Genomic DNA, 18583 nt, shown 5'->3' with positions numbered 1-18583 from the left:
GGTCCATCGATCGAAAGCGCCGCCGGGTTGTCTGGCCTGCTGCCGATCCGATGGACCCGCGGTCAGGTCTGCACCGCCCCTGCGATCGGCCCGGCACCGGTATCGACCCGTACTGCGACCGGCCCCGCCCTCACGCCCCGAGCCGCATGATCGCCAGCGCCACGGTCTTGGCGCGTGGCACCATGGTATCGAGCCGCATGAACTCCTCGGGCGTGTGCGCCCGGCCGCCGACCGGGCCGGTGCCGCAGACGGTCGGGGCGCCGACCTGGGCGGTGAAGCCGGAATCGGCGGAGCCGCCGGAGAACTCGCCGCCGATGGTGAGCCCGACCTCGGCGCCGGCCTGCGTATAGAGCTCGAAGATCTGCTTGCTCTCCGCCGACTGGGTCAGCGGCAGGAAGCCGCGGCTCTCGGTAATCTCGGCCGACGTGCCGGGGACATGGGCGGTCTGCAGGATCTCGGTGATCCGCTCCCACACGGCGTCGCGCGCCGCCATCGTCTTGAAGCGCACGTCGACCTCGGCCATCGCCAGCGGCGCCACCATGTTGACGGCGTTGCCGCCGCTCACGATGCCGACGTTGACAGTGGTGCCGGCCGCGTAGTCGGTCAGCCCGTGCAGCGCGGTGATCTTCGCCGCCAGCTCGCCGATCGCGCTGATGCCCTTCTCGTGCTGGCCGCCGGAATGGGCCGGCACGCCGGTGACCCGGAACTTGAAGAAGCTGGCGCCCTTGCGGCCGGTGACGACGTTGCCGCTCTCGCGGCCCGGCTCGGCGTTGAACACCACGCGGGCGTTGCGGGCCTCGTTCTCGATGACCGGGCGGGAGGAGGGCGAGGCGATCTCCTCGTCCGAGGTGTACAGCCCGGTCAGCGGGTAGGGCGCGCCGCCGAAGCGCTTGAACGCCGCCAGCACGAAGGCGTTCATCACCAGCCCGGCCTTCATGTCGGCGACGCCGGGGCCATAGGCGATGTCGCCCTCCACCGTGAACGGCCGGCGCGCCGCCTCGCCGTCCGGAAACACCGTGTCGCGGTGGCCCATCAGCAGGACCGGCCGGTTGCCCTCGCCGCCCGAGACATGGGCGCGGATGCAGTCGCCGAAGTCGCCGTGCGGCACCCGGTCGGTGGCGATGCCCTCGGCCGCGAACCATTCCTCGATGGCGCGGCCGACCGCGTCCACGCCGGCTTTGTTGTAGGACCCGGAGTCGATGTTCACGATCTTCTCGAGCAGTTCGGTCATGGCCGGGCGCTGCTGGTCGAGCCAGTCGAGGATCGCGGCCTGCTGTGCGGGGGTGGCGGAGGGCACGGCTGTCATTCTCCGGGACGGTGGGGCAGGGCGGACAGCGTGGCGCGCCCGCCCTCCGGTTGCAATCCGGTTGTCCCGGTCGGCCGGGCGCGAGCTTCCGGTTCCTGCTGAGTCCGAATATCCTGTCGCGACACTACGTCGACCGGTCATCGAACGGGAGATATCGATCAATGAAAATCCCGGGAGACCGGCGTCGCCAGAAGCGCCGGCTCCAGCCGCGGTGAAACAACAGATCCTGAACAACAACAACCGATCCTGAGGGAGGAGAGGTCATGGCGGACAACGTCAACTGTCTGATTATGGGTGCGTCCTACGGCTCGTTGCTGGGGACCAAGCTGGCCCTGGCGGGCCACGACGCGACACTGATCTGCCTGCCGGCCGAGGCCGATCTGATCAACGCCGAGGGCGCGATCGTCCGAATGCCGGTGAAGAACCGCGAGGGCCTGGTCGAGGTCAACACCAGGACCCTGCCCGGCAAGCTGACCGCCGCCGGAACCGGCGACGTCGACCCCGGCGATTTCGACCTGGTGGCGCTGGCCATGCAGGAGCCGCAGTTCCGCTCGCCCGGCGTGCGCGAACTGCTGGACGCGGTGGCGAAGTCGCGCAAGCCCTGCATGTCGATCATGAACATGCCGCCGCTGCCCTACCTGAAGCGGATTCCCGGCCTGGACGCCGAATCGTGCCGCAGCAGCTATACCGACGCCAGCGTCTGGGACGGCTTCGATCCCGCCTGCATGACCCTGTGCAGCCCCGATCCCCAGGCATTCCGGCCGCCCGAGGAGAAGGTCAACGTGCTGCAGGTCCGGCTGCCGACCAACTTCAAGTCGGCGCGCTTCGAGTCCGAGGAGCACACCGCGATCCTGCGGCGGCTGCAGGCCGACATCGAGGCGGCCCGGTTCGACCCGGGCGACGGCCCGTTGGATCTGCCGGTCAAGCTGAAGGTCCACGACTCGGTGTTCGTGCCGCTGGCCAAGTGGAGCATGCTGCTGGCCGGCAACTACCGCTGCGTCGGGAAGGACGGCATGCGGCCGATCAAGGAGGCGGTGCATGCCGACCTCGAGGCGACCCGCTCGGTGTACGAGTGGGTGGTCGACCTGTGCCGGTCGCTGGGGGCCGATCCGGCCGACATGGTGCCGTTCGAGAAATACGCCAACGCCGCGCTGTCGCTGGGCAGCCCGTCCTCGGCGGCACGGGCGCTGGCGGGCGGTGCGCCGAACATCGAGCGGGTCGACCGGCTGGTGCAGACCATCGCGGCCGGGAAGGGGCGCCACAACGCGGTGGTGGACCAGACCGTGGCGCTGGTCGACGGTTGGCTCGAGGCGAACCGCGCCAAGGCGGCCTGACGGTCTCCGGAGGCCCTGGCGCTTTTCGGCGGCATTGCCACGGCAGCGTGGCGATGCCGCCGCCAGCGGCCTGCTATCGTGCCTTGGCCGCGGGGGCGTTGAGCGCCAGGAAGCCGCGGACATGGCGCAGCGCCAGCTCGATCTTCCGGGCGTTCTCCTTCCAGGGGTACAGGCTGACCTCGGCGTTCGGCGCCAGCAGCGCGGTCTCCATCGCGGTCGCGTAGGGGTGCGCCGGGATGTCGTCCGGCAGCACCAGCACCGGGGTCGGGCAGGCGCGCACGAAATCGCGGTCGACGGTGAACACGAAATCCGCCCGCTTGGTGTACATGTTGTCGAGATACTCGGCGATCATCGCCATGGTGACCTCGGGGCGGCGCGCCTGGAACGCGGGTCCCCAGCCGGTGATGTTGTTGCGGTAGAAGATGTCCGGGAAGGCGGCGCTGTAGCCGCTCGGATGCACCAGCACCGCGGCCGCCACCCGGTCGCCGGCGCGCCGGAGCGTGTTCCAGATCATCGGGCCGCCGATGCAGAAGCCCATCACCAGGAAACGGTCGATCCCGAGATGGTCCATCAGGCCGAGCTGGTCGTCGGTGAAGCCGTCCCAGGTCCGCTCGATCTCGAGCGGGCCCTCGGACCCGCCGCCGTTGGCGTTGCGCAGGTCCAGTGCGATGACACGGTAGCGGTCGCTGAACGCCTCCAGCGGGTTGAAGGCGTGGGTAGCGAGCCCGGCGACCGTAGCGTTCAGCCCGCCGCCCGGAATGACCAGCAGCGGGAAGCCGGAACCGGCCTCCTCGTAGTGGATCCGCACCGGACCGTTCTCGAATATGGGCATGGCGGCACCCGTTCCCTGATGAGGTAAAATGAAACGGACCGATGCCTTCCGGCCCGCATCCTGCGACCGCACCCATCAGAGAGGGTTCCGACCGCCGCCACAAGCTCCCGATAGAGCGTCGCCGGTCGTCTCCACGACACCTGGAACGGAGTTCGCGCCATGACGAAGACCTACACGCCGCCGAAAGTCTGGACCTGGGAAGGCCAGAAGCAGGGGCGGTTCACCAGCACCAACCGGCCGATCGCCGGTGCGACCCACGAGAAGGAGCTGCCGGTCGGCAGGCACCCGCTGCAGCTCTACTCGCTCGGCACGCCGAACGGCGTGAAGGTCACGGTGATGCTGGAGGAACTGCTGGCGAAAGGCCACGCCGGCGCGGAATACGACGCGTGGCTGATCCGCATCGGCGACGGCGACCAGTTCGGCAGCGGGTTCGTGGACATCAACCCGAACTCCAAGATCCCGGCGCTGATGGACCACAGCACCAACCCGCCGACCCGGGTATTCGAATCCGGCGCCATCCTGCTGTACCTGGCCGAGAAGTTCGGCGAGTTCCTGCCGAAGGACACGGCCGGGCGGACGGAGTGCCTTTGCTGGCTGTTCTGGCAGATGGGCAGCACGCCCTATCTCGGCGGCGGTTTCGGGCATTTCTACGCCTATGCCGAGGAGAAGCAGCAATACCCGATCGACCGCTTCACCATGGAGACCAAGCGCCAGCTCGACGTGCTCGACCGGCGCCTGGCCGACAACCGCTACGTGGCGGGTGACGACTACACCATCGCCGACATGGCGATCTGGCCGTGGTACGGCGGGCTGGTCCTGTTCAACCAGTACGAGGCGGAGGAGTTCCTGGACGCCAGGAGCTACGCCAACGTGCTGCGCTGGGCCGAGGAGATCCATGCCCGCGAGCCGGTCAGGCGCGGCCGCATGGTCAACCGCATCCGCGGCGAGGCGCATGAACAGCTGCGCGAGCGCCACGACGCGGCGGACTTCGAGACGAAAACCCAGGACAAGGTCGAAGCGGCCGGATGAGGGGGACGGGCGAACACGGTCCAGGCCTCATCGGCCCGGGCCGTGTCAGTCCGGCTCGTCGGTGGACAGCAGCCTGAGCGCGGCTTCGGCGGCCATCGCGACGTGATGCCGGGCGAGCGTGTAGGCGCGCTCGCCGTCGCGGGCCATCAGCGCCTCCATCAGCTCGGACAGCTCCGCGATGCTCTTCTTGATTCGGCCGGGCGCGGTCATCGAGGTGGCGCGCAACAGGCTGATGCGAGAATTGAGGATGTGCAGGCAGCTTCCCAGTGCCTCGTTCCGGGTGCCGTCGAGCAGGCAGGCGTAGAACTGGTTCTTGGTGCGCAGGCGGTTCTGCGGGTCGGAGCGCCGGGCCGCCGCCTGCAGGTCCTTGAACGCGTCCTTCAGGGCCTGGCGCTGCGCGTCCGTGGCCTTCTCGGCGAACAGCCGGCAGGCCAGCCCCTCGAGTTCGAGCCGCACCTGGTAGACACCCTCGGCCTGCTCGCGCGACAGCCGCGCCACGAACGGCCCGCGATGCGGTTCGACCTTGATGACGCCTTCCGATTCGAGCTGCCGCATCGCCTCGCGCACGAGCGTCCGGCTGACTCCGGTGAGTTCGCACAGCTCGCGTTCGGGCAGGCGGTCGCCGGCCTTGAAGCGGCCGGCGGCGATCGCGCTGCGGATGCTCTCGGTCACGCTGTAGCGCAACGGCGCCGCGATCTTCTCGACGCGGAAAGCAGCATCAGAATCGGTCATCGTGGCATCCGCCGTTTACTGTCCTTCTGGAAGAGCCGGATAGCATTCCGCCGGCCCGCGACCAATCCCGTCCTTGTCGTCCGACGGTCGAGCGGTGAACCACACCTTGGAAATCATACAATAATACCGAAGGCTGAACCAGCGCCGAGGCGGCCTACGCCGCCAGCCAGCCGCCGTCCATCGGCATCGCCGTCCCGGTGATGTCGTTCCCAGCCGGGCCGCACAGGAAGACGACGAGATCGCCCACATGCTCCATCGGCACGAAGCGGCCGGTCGGATTGCGCTGCGCTGCATATTCGCGCGCCACATCCTCGACCGGTCGCCCCTGCTGGCGGGCGATCCCGGCGATCTTCTCAAGGATCGCCGGCGTCGGCACCGACCCCGGGCACACCGCGTTGCAGGTGACGCCGGTCCGCGCGGTCTCGACGGCGATGGCGCGGGTCATGCCGATCAGCGCGGTCTTGGTCGTGACGTAGTCGATCCGGTCGGCGGCCCCGCGCCAGCCATAGGCCGAGGACACGTTGACGATCCGGCCCCAGCCGCGCCGCTTCATCGCCGGCAGGGTGAGGCGGGCCAGCAGGAAGGGGGCGGTGAGGTTCACGGTCAGCGACATCTGCCAGTCGTCGGGGTCGAATTCCTCGATCGGCGCGAAATGCCGCACGACCGCGTTGTTGACCACGATGTCGACGGCGCCGAAGCGGTCGCCGATACCGGCGACCATCCGCTCGATCGCACCGCGGTCGCTGAGGTCGGCCGGGTCGAAGGCGGCGTCCACGCCATGGGCGGCGGCGAGGCCGGCGGCGGCGGCGCGACCGGCGGCCGGGTCGCCGAGTCCGTTCAGCACGACATTCGCGCCCGCGCGCGCCAGCGCCTCGGCGATGGCGTATCCGAGGCCGGCGACCGAGCCGGTCACCAGGGCGCATTTTCCCTTCAGCATGACGTGTCGTCCTCCTGGTCGGCGGCTATGCCGGGCTTGCCGCAAGGCGCATGATCTCGCCGGCGTCGGCGATCCGGTCGATCCGCCAGATCGAGTCGATCAGGCGCGGGACGTCCCCCTTGAAGCCGGCCCGGCCGGCCAGTTCGACGACCTTGGCCTCGATCTGGCCGTCGCTGAGCGGGTTGGCCTCGGACCCCAGCGCCGCCGCGATTTCCGTGCGCAACGCGCGGCCGTCCCGGGTGCGGACCACGACCGCGACGGATTCGATCCCGCGTCCGGCGTCGTCGTGGAAGACCAGCGGCGGCCGGCCCGCCCGGCCGGTCTCGGCGACCGCCTCGTCGGTGAACTCGTCGAGGCCGGCGCGCCCGCGCAGCAGGACGGCCGCCGCCGTGTGCTGGGCGCTGACCTGGGATTCGCGGCCGGTCGTCACGTCCGGCCGGTCGGTCCGCTCGCGCAGCAGCGGATGGCCGGTCACCTCGATCGCCGCGACCTGGTCGAGCCCGAGGCCGTGCGCCTGTCGAAGCTCGAGCAGCGCGTCGACGAGCGGATGCAGCACGATGCCGCCGGGGTAGGGCTTGTAGGTGTTGGTCGCGATCTCCCACTGCGAGCCGAGGCCCTCGGTCAGTGCCTCCAGGCGGGGCGGATCGGCGTGGACCCGCAGGTAGCCGCGCCGGCCCGACAGCGGCGCCGCCGGTCCCGTGAAGCCGTCGGCGGCGAGCCGCGCCGAGAGCAGGCCGTTGCGCGCCGCGCCGCCGACGCTGGTGCTCTTGGCCATGGTCCCGAGCGCCTCGACGAGTCCGGAGGACTGCACCGCCGCGGTGCCGAGGGCATGCAGCATGGCGCCGGCGTCGAGCCCGAGCATCGCGCCCACGGCGGCCGCCGCGCCGAACACGCCGCAGGTCGAGGTGATGTGCCAGCCGCGGGCGTAGTGGTAGGGCGACATGGCGTTGCCGATCCGGCACTCGACCTCGCCGCCGGCCACGAAGCCCAGCAGCACCTGGGCGCCGGAGAGGCGATGGGTCTCGGCCTGCGCGAACAGGGCGGCGAACACCGGGGCGGCGGGGTGCATGACCGTCGCCTGGTGGGTGTCGTCGAAGTCGTGGATGTTGGCGCTCATGGCGTTGACGAAGGCGGCGAGCGCGGCGTCGCCGCCCTCGCTGCGGCCGACCAGCGTCGCGGTGCGCGGGCCGGCATAGGGCTTCATGGTCCGCACCGTGATGTCGACCGCCGGCTCGGCGCTGCCGGCGAACGCGGTGGCGAAGATGTTGACGAGGGAGCGCCGGGCCTCGTGGCGGACACGCTCCGGGATGTCCTCGAGCCGAAGCCGTGCCGCGAAGGTGGCGAGCTGAACCTCGGGCAGGCTGGCATCGGTCTCGGTCATGGCGAAGCTCCCGGAAGCGGCGTCGATCGGTGGCGGGCCCGCGCACGGCGCGGGCCCGGGCATGTCTTGTCCTTCTTCGACAATAATCCTGTCATACAATATGTTGACTGGCCGCGAGGTCCAGTCTAGCTGTGCGTTGTCGGCATTCAAGCGACATTGAGCAGAGCGTCACGAAAGGAGCCGCGATGAGCGCGAGGCCCGAGTTCCAGACCGAGTTGTTCGAGAAGGGCGTCGCGATGCGGCGCGAGGTGCTGGGCGATGCGCATGTCGAGCGGTCGCTCGCCGGCGTCACCGACCTGACGGCGACGCTCCAGAAGATGGTGACCGAGTGGGCCTGGGGCGACATCTGGCAGCGGCCGGGCCTGTCGAAGCAGGAGCGCAGCATCCTCAACATCGGCATGCTGACCGCCCTGAACCGCCCGCACGAGCTGCGCGCCCATATCCGCGGGGCGCTGCGCAACGGGGTGAGCGAGGAGAAGATCGTCGAGGTCATCCTGCAGACCGCCATCTACTGCGGGTTTCCCGCCGCCCTCGACAGCATGCGGAGCGTCGCCGAGACGATCGCCGAATACCGCAAGGAAGTCGGCGCCCCGGCCGAGTGAGAGCCCCGGCCGAGTGAGCCCCGGCCGGTCGGCCGATCACAGGCCGGGGGTGGCGCCGCCGTCGACGACGATGGTGGTGCCGTGCACATAGGACGCCTGCGGCGAGCACAGGAACGCGACCATGCCGGCGATGTCACCCACTTCGCCGAAGCGGTGAATCCCGTAGTGCGCGCGCAGCGATTCGCGGGCCGCCTCCAGGGTCAACCCATGCTGCTTCGCATGCACCTCGATCCGGGTATGCAGGCGGTCGGTCACGATATGGCCCGGGCAGAGCGCGTTGACCCGCACCCCTTCCTCCAGGGCGCGCCTGGCCAGCGCCTTGGTGAAGTTCAGCAGGGCCGAGTTGACCGGCCCGCCGATGGTGAACTCGGCGTCCGGCGTCTGGGCCGCGATCCCGGCGATGTTGACGACCGTGCCGCCGGCGGCCACCAGATGCGGCCAGGCGGCGCGGCAGAACCGCACGGTCGCATGATATTTCAGCGCGAACCCGTCCAGATGGTCGGCGTCCGACAGGGTCAGGAAGTCGCCGCGTTTGGTGGCGCCGGCGTTGTTCACCAGGATGTCCACGCCGCCGAATCGCTCGACGGCGGCGGCGACCACGCGCTCGGGTTCACCCGGCCGGGCGAGGTCGGCCGCGACCGCAAGGGTCGCCGACGCTCCGGCCTTCTCGGCCTCCTCGGCGACCCGCGCCAGGGCATCGGCGCTGCGGGCGGCCAGCACCAGGCCGGCGCCCTCACGCGCGAGTTCCATGGCGATGGCCCGGCCGATGCCGCGGCTGGCGCCGGTGACGATGGCGATGCGGGAGCGCTGTGTCATGTCCGTCTCCGGTCGTTCGGCGAATGCTCAGATTGTAGTATCAGATGATTGACATACCCTAGGTGTCTCGTACTATTCCTTCGATGCCGGCGCAACCGCCGGTTCCTGCCAGGAAACAGGCCGCCCAAGAAAAACAGAACAGGCGGGGAGGGAATCGAGGACGTGGAGCGGGCCGATCTGGCCGGGGGCGTGCTGCTTGCGCTCTTCGGCATCCTTCTCATCTTCGTGGTCATCCCGCTCGATACCGAGGACGGGGTGTATTTCGGCCTGCCGCCGGAGTTCTTTCCCGTGTTTCTCTCGGTCGGGCTGACGGCATTCGCCGGTGCCCTGGCGACCAAGGCCTGGCTGCGGCTGCGAGCCGGCGTCGCGCTGCAGCCGATGCCGATGCGGCTCCGCAACCTGGTGATGTTCGTCCTCTCGGCGGCGCTGGTGATCGCCGGCGCGCTGGTCATCGACTATTTCGGCATGCTGGTCGGCGGGCCGCTTCTGATCGCCGCCTTCATGCTGTTCCTGGGCGAGCGCAACGCCGTCCGCATCCTGGCGACGGCGACGCTTCCGGTAGCGGTCGTCTACCTGCTGGCGACCTACGTCCTTCGCGCACCGCTCCCCTGAGGCCGGCATGATCGAGTATGTAAGCATCGCTGCGGGAGAGATCTTCACGCCCTCGGTGATCGGCTACATCATCCTCGGCGTTCTGATCGGCTACATCGTCGGCGCCCTGCCGGGCATGAACCGGACGACCGCGATCGCGCTCGCCATTCCCTTCACCTTCACGATGCCGCCGGCCGCCGCGCTGTCGTTCCTGATCGGGATCAACAAGGGCGGTGCGGCCGGCGCCGCGGTCTCGGCGATCCTGCTGAACGTGCCGGGCGAGCCGTCGGCGGTGGTCACCACCTACGACGGCTACCCGATGACCCGGCAGGGCAAGGCGCGCAAGGCGCTGACGATCGCCCTGCTGGCGTCGGTGGCCGGCGACCTGCTGGCCACCGTCACGCTGATCCTGCTGGCGCAGCCGGTGGCGCGGTTCGCCATCGGCCTCGGCCCGATCGAGCTCGCCTCGATCCTGATCTTCTCGATCACCTTCATCGCGGCGGTCTCCGGCGATTCCTTCTTCAAGGCGCTGATCGCCGGCATCCTGGGGCTGCTGCTGTCGGCGCCCGGCATCGACATCGAGACCGGCCTGCCGCGCATGACCTTCGGCATGCTCGAGCTGTATGACGGCATCCCGCTGCTGGCGGTGGCGATCGGCACGCTCGCGCTTTCCGAGATCCTGGTGCAGATCGACGAAGGCTGGCACGGCGACCATCGCTATCCGCAGATCGCGGACGAGAGGACCAAGAACGCCGACTCCGGATTCCGGCTGCCGGATGTCGCCCGCATCACGCCGGCGGTGCTGCGCGGCTCGCTGGTCGGCACGCTGGTCGGGATCCTCCCCGGCCTCGGCGCGACCCTGGCCTCCTTCCTCGCCTACACCTGGGTCCGGCAGAGTTCGAAGACGCCCGAAGCGTTCGGCAAGGGGGCGCCGGAAGGCGTGGCGGCCTCGGAGTCGGCCGACAACGCCACGGTGCCGGCGGCGCTGATCCCGGTGTTCGCGATCGGCGTGCCGGGCAGCCTCTCCACCGCCCTCCTGATGGGCGCGTTCATGATGCACGGCCTGACTCCGGGGCCCTTCCTGTTCAAGGAGAGCGGGGCGGTCGTGTTCGCAATCTATCTCGGCATGCTGCTGGCATCGGCGGCGCTGCTGCTGGTCGGCCTGTTCGGCCAGCGGATCTTCAGCATGGTCATCCAGATCCGCAAGAGCGTGCTGCTGCCGGTCATCGTCTTCCTGTGCATCGTCGGCGCCTACATGGAAGGCGGCGGCATGTTCGGCGTCTACCTGATGCTGGTGTTCGGTTTCGTCGGCTACTTCATGAAGAAGTTCGACTACTCGTTCGTCACCTTCGTCGTCGGCTACGTGCTGGGCCCGATGGCGGAGCTGACGATCCGGCAGTCGCTGATCATCTCGGATTCCAATCCCGCGGTCCTGATCGACCATCCGATCGCGGTGGTCTTCCTGGTGCTCGCCGCGCTCTCGATCTGGCGCTTCGCGATCGCCGGTGCGCGCTCGATGCAGATCGCGCCGGCACCGGCATCGGACGGCGGCGACCGATGACACGGCGGGGCCAGGCACGCGCCGCCCAACCTGCGGCCCGCCAGGCGGCGGAGCATGCGGGAGTAACCAAGCACGAACCCAAAACCGACGGAGGAAATCGATGAGACAGCACTATCAATCGAAGTCGAGGCGGCTGACCCGGCGCGCGGCGTCGACCGTCCTGGCCGGAACGGCCCTGGCCTTGGCGGCGGGCATCGGAGCGCCCGCCATGGCGGCCGAGTGGCCGACCAAGGCGATCACCATCGTGGTCGCCTATCCGGCCGGCGGCGGCACCGACATCTCGATCCGCGCCCTGACCGACACCCTCGGCGAGAAGCTCGGCCAGCCGATCCTGGTCCAGAACGTCGGCGGCGCCGGCGGGGGCGTCGCGGCCACCAAGGTCGCCAAGGAGCCGGCGGACGGCTACACCCTGCTGGCCACCAACTCGACCTCGATCACCCTGGCGCCCCTGGTCCAGAAGGCGCTGTACGACATGGACAGCTTCGAGCATGTCGCGATCATCGGCGAGTTCCAGAACGCCTTCTTCACCGGCTCCAAGCAGCCCTACGACTCGCTCGACGGCCTGATCAAGACGGTGAAGGCCGAGAACCGGGCGATCAAGGGCGCCAGCCAGCTGGCGATCGACCGGCTGGTGATGCAGTTCATCGCCAAGGAGCGCGGGGTCGAGTTCGTGCCGGTGCCGGTCAGCGGTGGCAGCGGGTCGGTCCAGGCCGTGATGTCCGGTGACGTCGACGTGGCGTTCTCGGGCGGATCCTGGGCGCCGATCGTCAAGGCCGGCGACGCCAAGGCCCTGTTCGCCGCCTCCTACGAGCGCCTGAAGCTGGCGCCGGACCTGGTCTCCATGAAGGACCTCGGCTTTCCGTTCGGGGTGACGGCTCACATCTCGCTGCATGCCCCGGCCGGCACGCCGCCGGAGGTCGTGAAGAAGATCGCCGCCGCGCTGGAGCCTGCCGTGAACAGCGAGATGGTGCAGACCGTCGGCCAGAAGCGCTTCATGGACATGACCTACCGGGGCGGCGACGCCGCGGCCGCGGTCATGAAGAAGGAGCGCGAGACCTATGTGACGCTGGTCAAGACGGTCGGCATGAACTGACCGGGCCGGACGCGGGGCGGGCCGACCGGGTCCGCCCCGTTCCGCGGCGTTCTTCGGCTACCCTGTATGCCGACCGTGAGATGAGGGACCAGGACATGACTGACAGGAAACTCGGCTTCGTCGGCCTGGGGCGGATGGGCGGCCCGATGTCGGGGCGGCTGATCGACGCGGGCTACGACCTGACCGTCTATGACACCAACCGCTCCGCCGTCGACGCGGCCGTCGCCCGCGGCGCCCGTGCCGCAGGGTCGCCGCGCGAGGTCGCCGATGCGGTGCCGGTCGTGCTCACCAGCCTGCCGACGCCCGACGTCGTCGAGAAGGTGGCGCTGGGCCCTGACGGGCTCGGCGGCGGCAGCGTGATCGAGATCATGCTGGACCTGTCGACCACCGGCCCCGGCACTGCCAAGCGCGTCGCCGAGGGCCTGTCGGGCCACGGGGTGCAGTGGGTCGACAGCCCGGTCAGCGGCGGCGTCACCGGGGCCGAGAAGGGCACCCTGGCGGTCATGACGTCCTGCCCGCGCTCGGCGTACGAGCGCGTCGAGCCGATCGTCTCGACCTTCGGCAAGGTGTTCTTCGTCGGCGAGGAGCCGGGCCTGGCCCAGGTCGTCAAGCTCGGCAACAACATGCTGGCGGCGGCCGCCCTGGTGCTCAGCTCCGAGGCGCTGGCGATGGGCGTGAAGGCCGGCATCGACCCGCAGGTGATGGTCGACATCATCAACGTCAGCAGCGGCCGGAACAGCGCCACCCAGGACAAGTTCCCGCGCGCGATCCTGCCCGGCACCTTCGACTTCGGCTTCACGACCGCGCTGTCCTACAAGGACGTCCGGCTGTGCGTCGAGGAGGCTGAGGCGATGGGGGTCCCGATGCTGGGCGGCGCGCTGATCCGCCAGTTCCTGGCGATCACCAAGGCGAAGTTCGGGCCCGACTCCGACTTCACGAGCATCGCCAAGGTCGTCGAGGAATGGGCCGGGGTGGAGATCCGCAGCAAGTCCACCGGGTAGAAGCGACAGACGGGTCCCGATTCCAGGTCAGTATCGCCGACCGCTGCCCCGGCTTGCTCCCAAGCATCGGCTGGCCCGCCCGCCTGAACGTCTGTGTCAACCCATAGACGAAGAAAGACCTTGTCTGCGGCCGATCCCTCGGCATGCTTTCCGCGCGCGAATCTGTCTGGTGGGGACAAAGCGGGGAGGGGCAAGCCATGGCAACGGCAGCGGAGCATGTGATCGACGTCATTTTTGGGCGCTGGAGGAGCCAGATCCTGGCGGCCGGGACGGAGCTCGGGGTCTATGACCGGCTGGACCGGGCGGCGCCGCGCAGGGCGCCCGAGCTCGCGGCGGAACTCGGGCTGGACCCGACCTTGCTGTATCGGCTGCTGCGGGCGCAGGCGGCCATCGGCCTGCTGGCCGAGGACGCCGCGGGCGGCTTCGTCCTGACCGAGAGCGGCGACCTGCTGCGCGCCGGCCATCCGCAGTCGCTGGCGGCGATGGCGCGGCTGGAGGAGGGGCCGCAGCACTACGCGCTCTGGAAGCACCTTCCGGCGATGGTCGCGGACGGCCGGCAGAACGCCTTCCTGCGGGAGTTCGGCCACATGGCGTTCGACCACACCCGGGCCGACGGCGACTATGCCGAGCGGTTCGACCAGGCCATGTCGAGCTATTCCGGCGCGCAGGCGGCGCAGGTGCTGGGCGCCCTGCAGGGCACCGACATCTCGGATGTCCGGGTGTTCTGCGACGTGGCGGGCGGCCAGGGCTACATGGCCTGCGCCTTGCTGGAGGCCTACCCGCATCTCTCCGGCATCGTCCTGGACCTGCCCGACGTGGTGGCCGACCCGGAGGCGCTCTGGGCATACCGGCTCGGCCTGGAGGGGCGCTGCCGCTATGTCGGCGGCGACATGTTCAAGGAGGTCCCGCAGGCCGATGCCTACGGTCTCAAGATGATCCTGCACGACTGGAACGACGAGGAGTGCGTGGCGATCCTGGAGACGATCCGCCGCGGTGCGGCCGGGCCGGCACGGGTGTTCATCATGGAGCACATCGTGCCCGGGCCCGAGACGCCGCATTTCGCCAAGCTGTTCGACGTGCACATGATGTGCTGGGGCTCCGGGCAGGAGCGGACCGAGGCGGAGTACGCCGAACTGCTGCGCCGTGCCGGCTGGCGGATGGTCGCCGGGCACGCCGCGCCCGGTGCGGTCATGGGGGTCATCGAGGGCGCCTGCGACTGACGCCCGCGGCTCGGTCGATCGGAGAACCGGCCGCCCGTCATCGGGCAACGGACGGCCGGCCCAATGCGGTCAGACCAGCGTCGCCTCGGTGGCGGCGGCGATCTCCTCGGCGGTGACGCCGGGGGCGGTCCGGACGAGCTTCAGCCCGCCTTCCACCACGTCCAGCACGCCGAGGTTGGTGATGATCCGGTCGACCACGCCGGCCCCGGTAAGCGGCAGGGTGCAGGACTTCAGCACCTTCGACTCGCCCTTCTTGTTGGTGTGGTCCATGACCACGACCACCCGGCCGACGCCGGCCACCAGGTCCATCGCCCCGCCCATGCCCTTGATCAGCTTGCCGGGGATCATCCAGTTCGCCAGGTCGCCGGTCTCCGACACCTCCATCGCGCCCAGGATGGCCATGGCGATCTTGCCGCCGCGGATCATGCCGAAGGACGTGGCGCTGTCGAAATAGGCCGTGCGGGCGAGTTCGGTGATGGTCTGCTTGCCGGCGTTGATCAGGTCGGGGTCGACCTCGCTGTCCAGCGGGAACGGCCCCATGCCCAGCATGCCGTTCTCCGACTGCAGGGTGACGTCGACGCCGTCCGGGATGTAGTTGGACACCAGGGTCGGAATGCCGATGCCGAGGTTGACGTACATGCCGTCTTCCAGCTCGAGGGCCGCCTGGGCGGCCATCTGGTTGCGGTCCCAAGCCATGGTTACGCCTCCCTCACGGTGCGCTGCTCGATGCGCTTTTCATGCTCGCCCTGGATCAGCCGGTGCACGTAGACGCCGGGCAGATGGATCATGTCCGGGTCGAGCGAGCCGCGCGGCACGATCTCCTCGACCTCGGCGACGCAGACCTTGCCGCAGCTGGCGGCCGGCGGGTTGAAGTTGCGGGCGGTCTTGCGGAACACCAGGTTGCCGGTGTCGTCGGCCTTCCAGGCCTTCACGATCGACAGGTCGGCGACCAGGGCGCGTTCCATGATGTAGGTCTGCCCGTCGAACTCCTTGTGCTCCTTGCCCTTGGCGATGTCGGTGCCGACGCCGGTCCGGGTGTAGAAGGCGGGAATCCCGGCGCCGCCGGCGCGCATCCGCTCCGCCAGGGTGCCCTGCGGGTTGAACTCGACCTCGAGCTCGCCGTCGAGATACTGCCGCATGAACTCGGCGTTCTCGCCGACATAGGAGCTGATCATCTTCCTGACCTGCTTGGTCTGCAGCAGGATGCCGATCCCGAAATCGTCGACCCCGGCATTGTTGGAGGCGAAGGTCAGGTCGCGGGTGCCGGCATCCTTGATGCCCTGCAGCAGCAGTTCGGGAATCCCGCACAGCCCGAACCCGCCGGCGGCAATCAGCATGCCGTCGAACAGCAGCCCTTCGAGGGCCGCTTTGGCATCCGGGTATATCTTTTTCGCCATTACGCGGCCTCCTTCAGCTGCAAAATCGGTCTGTCCCCGGCGACGGGGGCCGCCGGTCGTTGATATGTAGCGCAGAGTTCGAGAGCCCGCAGCGCCGGCACGCCCCTCGAGAGCGATATCCGATCTCGATCGAGACTCACATTCTCCTCCAGTCCCGTGCGGACACGGCCCTCGGACGATATACACCATTCCCGCCGGTCACGACTCCACGGCCCGGTATAGCAAAGAATCCGGCGCTCGCATCGCCTTGCCGACGATGACGGCCGGTCGCCGGCTCGATGTCCCGAACCGGGCCGCGGCGGCCGGGTTCGGCCTTGACATACGGACGGCGATCGCCACGTGGCCATACATCATGCGGGAGGCTCGAATTCCAGAATCGGTGACGGATGCGCCGGTGCATCTGATCGACGGGGTCGTCGACGGCGGCGTTGACCTGCACCTGTTTCGCGAGGGAGATCCGGTGTCGTCCTACTTGGCGCGCGGCATGCTCTGGCATCCGCCGATCGTCAAGGTGCTGGCGCAGATGATGAAGCCGGGCAAGGTGTTCGTCGACGTCGGGGCGCATATCGGGCTGTTCTCGATCATCGCCGCCAAGGCGGCGGCCGGGGGCGGCCGGATCGTCTCGTTCGAGCCGGACCCGGTCAACCGCGCGGTCCTGACCATGAACGCCCGCGCCAACGGCGTCGACCTGGACATCCGCGACTGCGCGATCGCCGCCGAGGCCGGCGAGGCGACGCTGTTCACCAGCGAAGACAACCGCGCCATCCACAGCATCGTGCCGGAGCCGCGGCTGGAGCCGTCCGGACTGGTGCAGACCTCGACCCTCGAGCGCGAGCTCGATGGGCTGGATCGCCTGGACCTGATCAAGCTCGACGTGCAGGGCGCGGAACCGGACATCGTCGCCGGTATCGGCGACCTGCTGTTCCGGTTCGACCGCGCACCGATCGTCATCATGGAGGTCAATCCGCGCGGCTGGGTCCAACGTGACCCGAACATGGAGGCGCTGCGCGCGTTCCTGGGCCGCTATCGCTACGACATGCACGTCCTGGTCGCCAGCGAGGGCATGCGGCTGGTGCCGCCGGCGTTGACCTGGAACACCTTCGCGGCGATTTGCAACGACTTCATCCGCCACGGAAGCGGCGTCGACGACCTGGACGTGGTGCTGTGGCCGCCGGCGCGGAACGCGCGTCCGGACAAGGCGCATCCGGCGTCGAGCTAGCCGCTTCGGTCGGGATCCGCCTGTTCGGCGGAGCCCCAGCGGTCGATCGCGGCCCGGACCAGCCGGGCGGTCTCCGGATGGCGGACGAGCAGGCCGTGCAGGGTCGGCAGGCGTCGAAAGTCGTGGGGGCGGTCCAGGCGGGTCTCGGCGACCCGGACCACACCGTCGTCGTCGCCGTCGAGCCACGGGTTGAATCCGTGCCGGCCGGTCCCGCCGGCGATCACGAGCACCGGGATCCCGGACGGCGGCTCCGGCAGGTCCAGCGGGTCGCACAGCATGCGTGCCGCAGGGCCGGTGACCCGGTTGCCGGGCGGCAGGGCGCGGATGATCTCGGCGGCCCGCGCGCCGCGGTTCGGCGGCCCGATCTGGACGATCCCCGCGACCGTCATGCGGTGTCGCCAGCCGCAGTCGCCGGCGAGCGCGCTGCGCAGCACCAGTCCGCCGAGGCTGTAGGTCACGAAGACCACCTGCCGGTAGCCCCGGAAGCCCGCCATCAGGTCGTTCAGCCACGCGCCAAGCGCCGCGAGGTCGGCATGGCCGCTCGGGTAGTTGGGCGCGACTACGTCGAGGCCGCTGCCCTGTATCCGGCGCTCCAGCGTCCGCAGGCAATGCCGCGACCGGTACAGGCCGTGCAGCATCACGACCAGCGTTCCGGCAGCCGTCGGTGCCGGGGGGAGCCGCTTGGCGGCGGTCCGGCAATGGGCGTAGGTGCCGAAGGCGCGGCGACGGTCGCCGCCGTCGAGCAGCCGGCAATGCCCGGTCCAGACATGGCGCTGGATGCGGTGCGACGGCGCGATCGCCAGGTCGGCCCAGAAGTGCCGGCCACCCAGGGTCGGCAGCGGCAGGTTCGGGACCCGTGCCAGCAGCGGGCCGAGGTCGGCCGCGTTCATCGCAATACCGCCCGCTTGACGGCTTCGGTCAGCTCCGGGGCCAGCCGGCCGAGCGGGCGCGGGATCCGGCCATAGATCGCGAAGGTCGCCGGCTGGGTCACCAGCCCGAGCGCCATCGCGGTCAGCAGGTCGGGATCGCTTCCTCGGCACTCGCCGCCGTCGACCCCGGCCTGGAACATCCGGCGCAGGCTCTCCACCGGGGTCGGCATGTCCTCGGTGACCCGGCCGAGCTGGCCGTGCTGCGTCAGCAGGATGAAGGTGAACAGGGCTGGCTCGCGGTCGAACAGGTCGCAGAACAGCGCCACGACGCGCTCGATCCGGTCGGCCAGCGCCGGGGTATCGGTCGTGACCCTGTCGATATGGCCGGCGAGCTCGACATAGTGGGTCGAGAACAGGTGCCAGGTGAGCTCGTCCTTGCTGCGGAAATGCCGGTAGATCGCCGCCTCGGAGATTTCGACCTCGGCGGCGATGTCCTTGGTGGTGGTGGCGTCGACGCCCTTGGCGGCGAACAGGGAAAGCGCGGCGCGCTCGATGCGCTGGCGGGTATCGGGGCGTCTCGGCATGGTCGCGGCCACGAAATTAAGTGAATGTTCACTTACAATATTGAGCCGCAGGCGACGTCGTCAAGCGCCCTGGCGCCGG

The 18583-nt window shown here is 69.4% G+C and carries 19 protein-coding genes; 9 read left to right on the top strand and 10 right to left on the bottom strand.

The window, feature by feature from the left end; genetic code table 11:
- Positions 1–130: 130 nt before the first annotated feature.
- Positions 131–1297 carry a M20 family metallopeptidase gene (locus tag RIC31_RS19030; protein ID WP_350111478.1) on the bottom strand — a complete coding sequence of 389 codons (1167 nt, stop codon included), beginning with the start codon at positions 1295–1297 and terminating at the stop codon, positions 131–133.
- A 272-nt stretch (positions 1298–1569) separates the two neighbouring features.
- On the opposite strand from RIC31_RS19030, the gene RIC31_RS19025 reads away from it, so the two are divergent.
- Positions 1570–2640, top strand: a complete 1071-nt coding sequence (locus RIC31_RS19025; protein WP_350111476.1) for a Rossmann-fold NAD(P)-binding domain-containing protein — start codon at positions 1570–1572, stop codon at positions 2638–2640.
- A gap of 73 nt (positions 2641–2713) precedes the next feature.
- On the opposite strand, the gene RIC31_RS19020 is transcribed toward RIC31_RS19025, so the two are convergent.
- Positions 2714–3472 (bottom strand): alpha/beta fold hydrolase, encoded by a 759-nt coding sequence (locus RIC31_RS19020; RefSeq protein ID WP_350111474.1) that lies wholly within the window; start codon positions 3470–3472, stop codon positions 2714–2716.
- A gap of 159 nt (positions 3473–3631) precedes the next feature.
- Here RIC31_RS19020 and yghU point away from each other — a divergent pair, with 159 nt between their 5' ends.
- Complete coding sequence (yghU, locus tag RIC31_RS19015; RefSeq protein WP_350111472.1) at positions 3632–4501, top strand: glutathione-dependent disulfide-bond oxidoreductase; 870 nt, start codon at positions 3632–3634, stop codon at positions 4499–4501.
- A gap of 45 nt (positions 4502–4546) precedes the next feature.
- Here the strand turns inward: yghU and RIC31_RS19010 are convergent, their stop codons facing one another.
- From RIC31_RS19010 to RIC31_RS19000, 3 genes are all read right to left on the bottom strand, one after another.
- Positions 4547–5233, bottom strand: coding sequence for a GntR family transcriptional regulator (locus tag RIC31_RS19010; protein WP_350111470.1), 687 nt, complete (start codon positions 5231–5233; stop codon positions 4547–4549).
- A gap of 154 nt (positions 5234–5387) precedes the next feature.
- The gene (locus RIC31_RS19005; protein ID WP_350111468.1) at positions 5388–6170 is read right to left on the bottom strand and encodes an SDR family oxidoreductase; all 783 of its coding nucleotides are present in this window, start codon (positions 6168–6170) and stop codon (positions 5388–5390) included.
- 25 nt (positions 6171–6195) lie between these two features.
- The gene (locus RIC31_RS19000) at positions 6196–7551 is read right to left on the bottom strand and encodes an MmgE/PrpD family protein (RefSeq protein ID WP_350111466.1); all 1356 of its coding nucleotides are present in this window, start codon (positions 7549–7551) and stop codon (positions 6196–6198) included.
- A 185-nt stretch (positions 7552–7736) separates the two neighbouring features.
- On the opposite strand from RIC31_RS19000, the gene RIC31_RS18995 reads away from it, so the two are divergent.
- Positions 7737–8153, top strand: a complete 417-nt coding sequence (locus RIC31_RS18995; RefSeq protein WP_350111464.1) for a carboxymuconolactone decarboxylase family protein — start codon at positions 7737–7739, stop codon at positions 8151–8153.
- A 36-nt stretch (positions 8154–8189) separates the two neighbouring features.
- Here RIC31_RS18995 and RIC31_RS18990 read toward each other — a convergent pair whose 3' ends face one another.
- On the bottom strand, positions 8190–8969 hold the full coding sequence (locus RIC31_RS18990) for an SDR family oxidoreductase (protein WP_350111462.1): 780 nt from the start codon (positions 8967–8969) through the stop codon (positions 8190–8192).
- Between the two features lie 162 nt (positions 8970–9131).
- Here RIC31_RS18990 and RIC31_RS18985 point away from each other — a divergent pair, with 162 nt between their 5' ends.
- The 5 genes from RIC31_RS18985 to RIC31_RS18965 all read left to right on the top strand — a co-directional run bounded on the left by RIC31_RS18985 (position 9132) and on the right by RIC31_RS18965 (position 14435).
- Complete coding sequence (locus RIC31_RS18985; protein ID WP_350111460.1) at positions 9132–9581, top strand: tripartite tricarboxylate transporter TctB family protein; 450 nt, start codon at positions 9132–9134, stop codon at positions 9579–9581.
- Between the two features lie 7 nt (positions 9582–9588).
- Positions 9589–11121 (top strand): tripartite tricarboxylate transporter permease, encoded by a 1533-nt coding sequence (locus RIC31_RS18980; RefSeq protein ID WP_350111458.1) that lies wholly within the window; start codon positions 9589–9591, stop codon positions 11119–11121.
- A gap of 100 nt (positions 11122–11221) precedes the next feature.
- A complete protein-coding gene (locus RIC31_RS18975; protein ID WP_350111456.1) occupies positions 11222–12214 on the top strand; it encodes a tripartite tricarboxylate transporter substrate binding protein in 993 nt (330 codons plus the stop codon).
- 95 nt (positions 12215–12309) lie between these two features.
- Complete coding sequence (locus tag RIC31_RS18970) at positions 12310–13215, top strand: NAD(P)-dependent oxidoreductase (protein ID WP_350111454.1); 906 nt, start codon at positions 12310–12312, stop codon at positions 13213–13215.
- 197 nt (positions 13216–13412) lie between these two features.
- On the top strand, positions 13413–14435 hold the full coding sequence (locus RIC31_RS18965; RefSeq protein ID WP_350111452.1) for a methyltransferase: 1023 nt from the start codon (positions 13413–13415) through the stop codon (positions 14433–14435).
- Positions 14436–14504: 69 nt separating this feature from the next.
- Here RIC31_RS18965 and RIC31_RS18960 read toward each other — a convergent pair whose 3' ends face one another.
- Together RIC31_RS18960 and RIC31_RS18955 are read right to left on the bottom strand one after the other, a co-directional pair.
- The gene (locus RIC31_RS18960; RefSeq protein WP_350111450.1) at positions 14505–15131 is read right to left on the bottom strand and encodes a 3-oxoacid CoA-transferase subunit B; all 627 of its coding nucleotides are present in this window, start codon (positions 15129–15131) and stop codon (positions 14505–14507) included.
- Between the two features lie 2 nt (positions 15132–15133).
- Positions 15134–15832 (bottom strand): CoA transferase subunit A, encoded by a 699-nt coding sequence (locus RIC31_RS18955; RefSeq protein WP_350111448.1) that lies wholly within the window; start codon positions 15830–15832, stop codon positions 15134–15136.
- Positions 15833–16226: 394 nt separating this feature from the next.
- Here RIC31_RS18955 and RIC31_RS18950 point away from each other — a divergent pair, with 394 nt between their 5' ends.
- On the top strand, positions 16227–17051 hold the full coding sequence (locus RIC31_RS18950; RefSeq protein ID WP_350111446.1) for an FkbM family methyltransferase: 825 nt from the start codon (positions 16227–16229) through the stop codon (positions 17049–17051).
- Here RIC31_RS18950 and RIC31_RS18945 read toward each other — a convergent pair.
- Together RIC31_RS18945 and RIC31_RS18940 are read right to left on the bottom strand one after the other, a co-directional pair.
- Positions 17048–17941, bottom strand: coding sequence for a hypothetical protein (locus RIC31_RS18945; protein ID WP_350111444.1), 894 nt, complete (start codon positions 17939–17941; stop codon positions 17048–17050). The genes RIC31_RS18950 and RIC31_RS18945 overlap by 4 nt on opposite strands.
- Positions 17938–18504, bottom strand: coding sequence for a TetR/AcrR family transcriptional regulator (locus RIC31_RS18940; RefSeq protein WP_350111440.1), 567 nt, complete (start codon positions 18502–18504; stop codon positions 17938–17940). Before RIC31_RS18940 ends, RIC31_RS18945 begins: the two co-directional genes overlap by 4 nt.
- Positions 18505–18583 lie beyond the last annotated feature (79 nt).

Source organism: Thalassobaculum sp. (genome assembly GCF_040219615.1).
Classification (GTDB): domain Bacteria; phylum Pseudomonadota; class Alphaproteobacteria; order Thalassobaculales; family Thalassobaculaceae; genus Thalassobaculum_A.
The sequence above is the reverse complement of the archived record's forward strand: the minus strand, read 5'-3'. Positions and strand labels throughout refer to the sequence as shown.

Coding starts and splice junctions, on each gene's coding strand:
- RIC31_RS19025 (WP_350111476.1), top strand. CDS start 1,570: ATGGCGGACAACGTCAACTGTCTGATTATGGGTGCGTCCTACGGCTCG.
- RIC31_RS19020 (WP_350111474.1), bottom strand. CDS start 3,472: ATGCCCATATTCGAGAACGGTCCGGTGCGGATCCACTACGAGGAGGCC.
- yghU (WP_350111472.1), top strand. CDS start 3,632: ATGACGAAGACCTACACGCCGCCGAAAGTCTGGACCTGGGAAGGCCAG.
- RIC31_RS19010 (WP_350111470.1), bottom strand. CDS start 5,233: ATGACCGATTCTGATGCTGCTTTCCGCGTCGAGAAGATCGCGGCGCCG.
- RIC31_RS19005 (WP_350111468.1), bottom strand. CDS start 6,170: ATGCTGAAGGGAAAATGCGCCCTGGTGACCGGCTCGGTCGCCGGCCTC.
- RIC31_RS19000 (WP_350111466.1), bottom strand. CDS start 7,551: ATGACCGAGACCGATGCCAGCCTGCCCGAGGTTCAGCTCGCCACCTTC.
- RIC31_RS18995 (WP_350111464.1), top strand. CDS start 7,737: ATGAGCGCGAGGCCCGAGTTCCAGACCGAGTTGTTCGAGAAGGGCGTC.
- RIC31_RS18990 (WP_350111462.1), bottom strand. CDS start 8,969: ATGACACAGCGCTCCCGCATCGCCATCGTCACCGGCGCCAGCCGCGGC.
- RIC31_RS18980 (WP_350111458.1), top strand. CDS start 9,589: ATGATCGAGTATGTAAGCATCGCTGCGGGAGAGATCTTCACGCCCTCG.
- RIC31_RS18975 (WP_350111456.1), top strand. CDS start 11,222: ATGAGACAGCACTATCAATCGAAGTCGAGGCGGCTGACCCGGCGCGCG.
- RIC31_RS18970 (WP_350111454.1), top strand. CDS start 12,310: ATGACTGACAGGAAACTCGGCTTCGTCGGCCTGGGGCGGATGGGCGGC.
- RIC31_RS18965 (WP_350111452.1), top strand. CDS start 13,413: ATGGCAACGGCAGCGGAGCATGTGATCGACGTCATTTTTGGGCGCTGG.
- RIC31_RS18960 (WP_350111450.1), bottom strand. CDS start 15,131: ATGGCTTGGGACCGCAACCAGATGGCCGCCCAGGCGGCCCTCGAGCTG.
- RIC31_RS18955 (WP_350111448.1), bottom strand. CDS start 15,832: ATGGCGAAAAAGATATACCCGGATGCCAAAGCGGCCCTCGAAGGGCTG.
- RIC31_RS18945 (WP_350111444.1), bottom strand. CDS start 17,941: ATGAACGCGGCCGACCTCGGCCCGCTGCTGGCACGGGTCCCGAACCTG.
- RIC31_RS18940 (WP_350111440.1), bottom strand. CDS start 18,504: ATGCCGAGACGCCCCGATACCCGCCAGCGCATCGAGCGCGCCGCGCTT.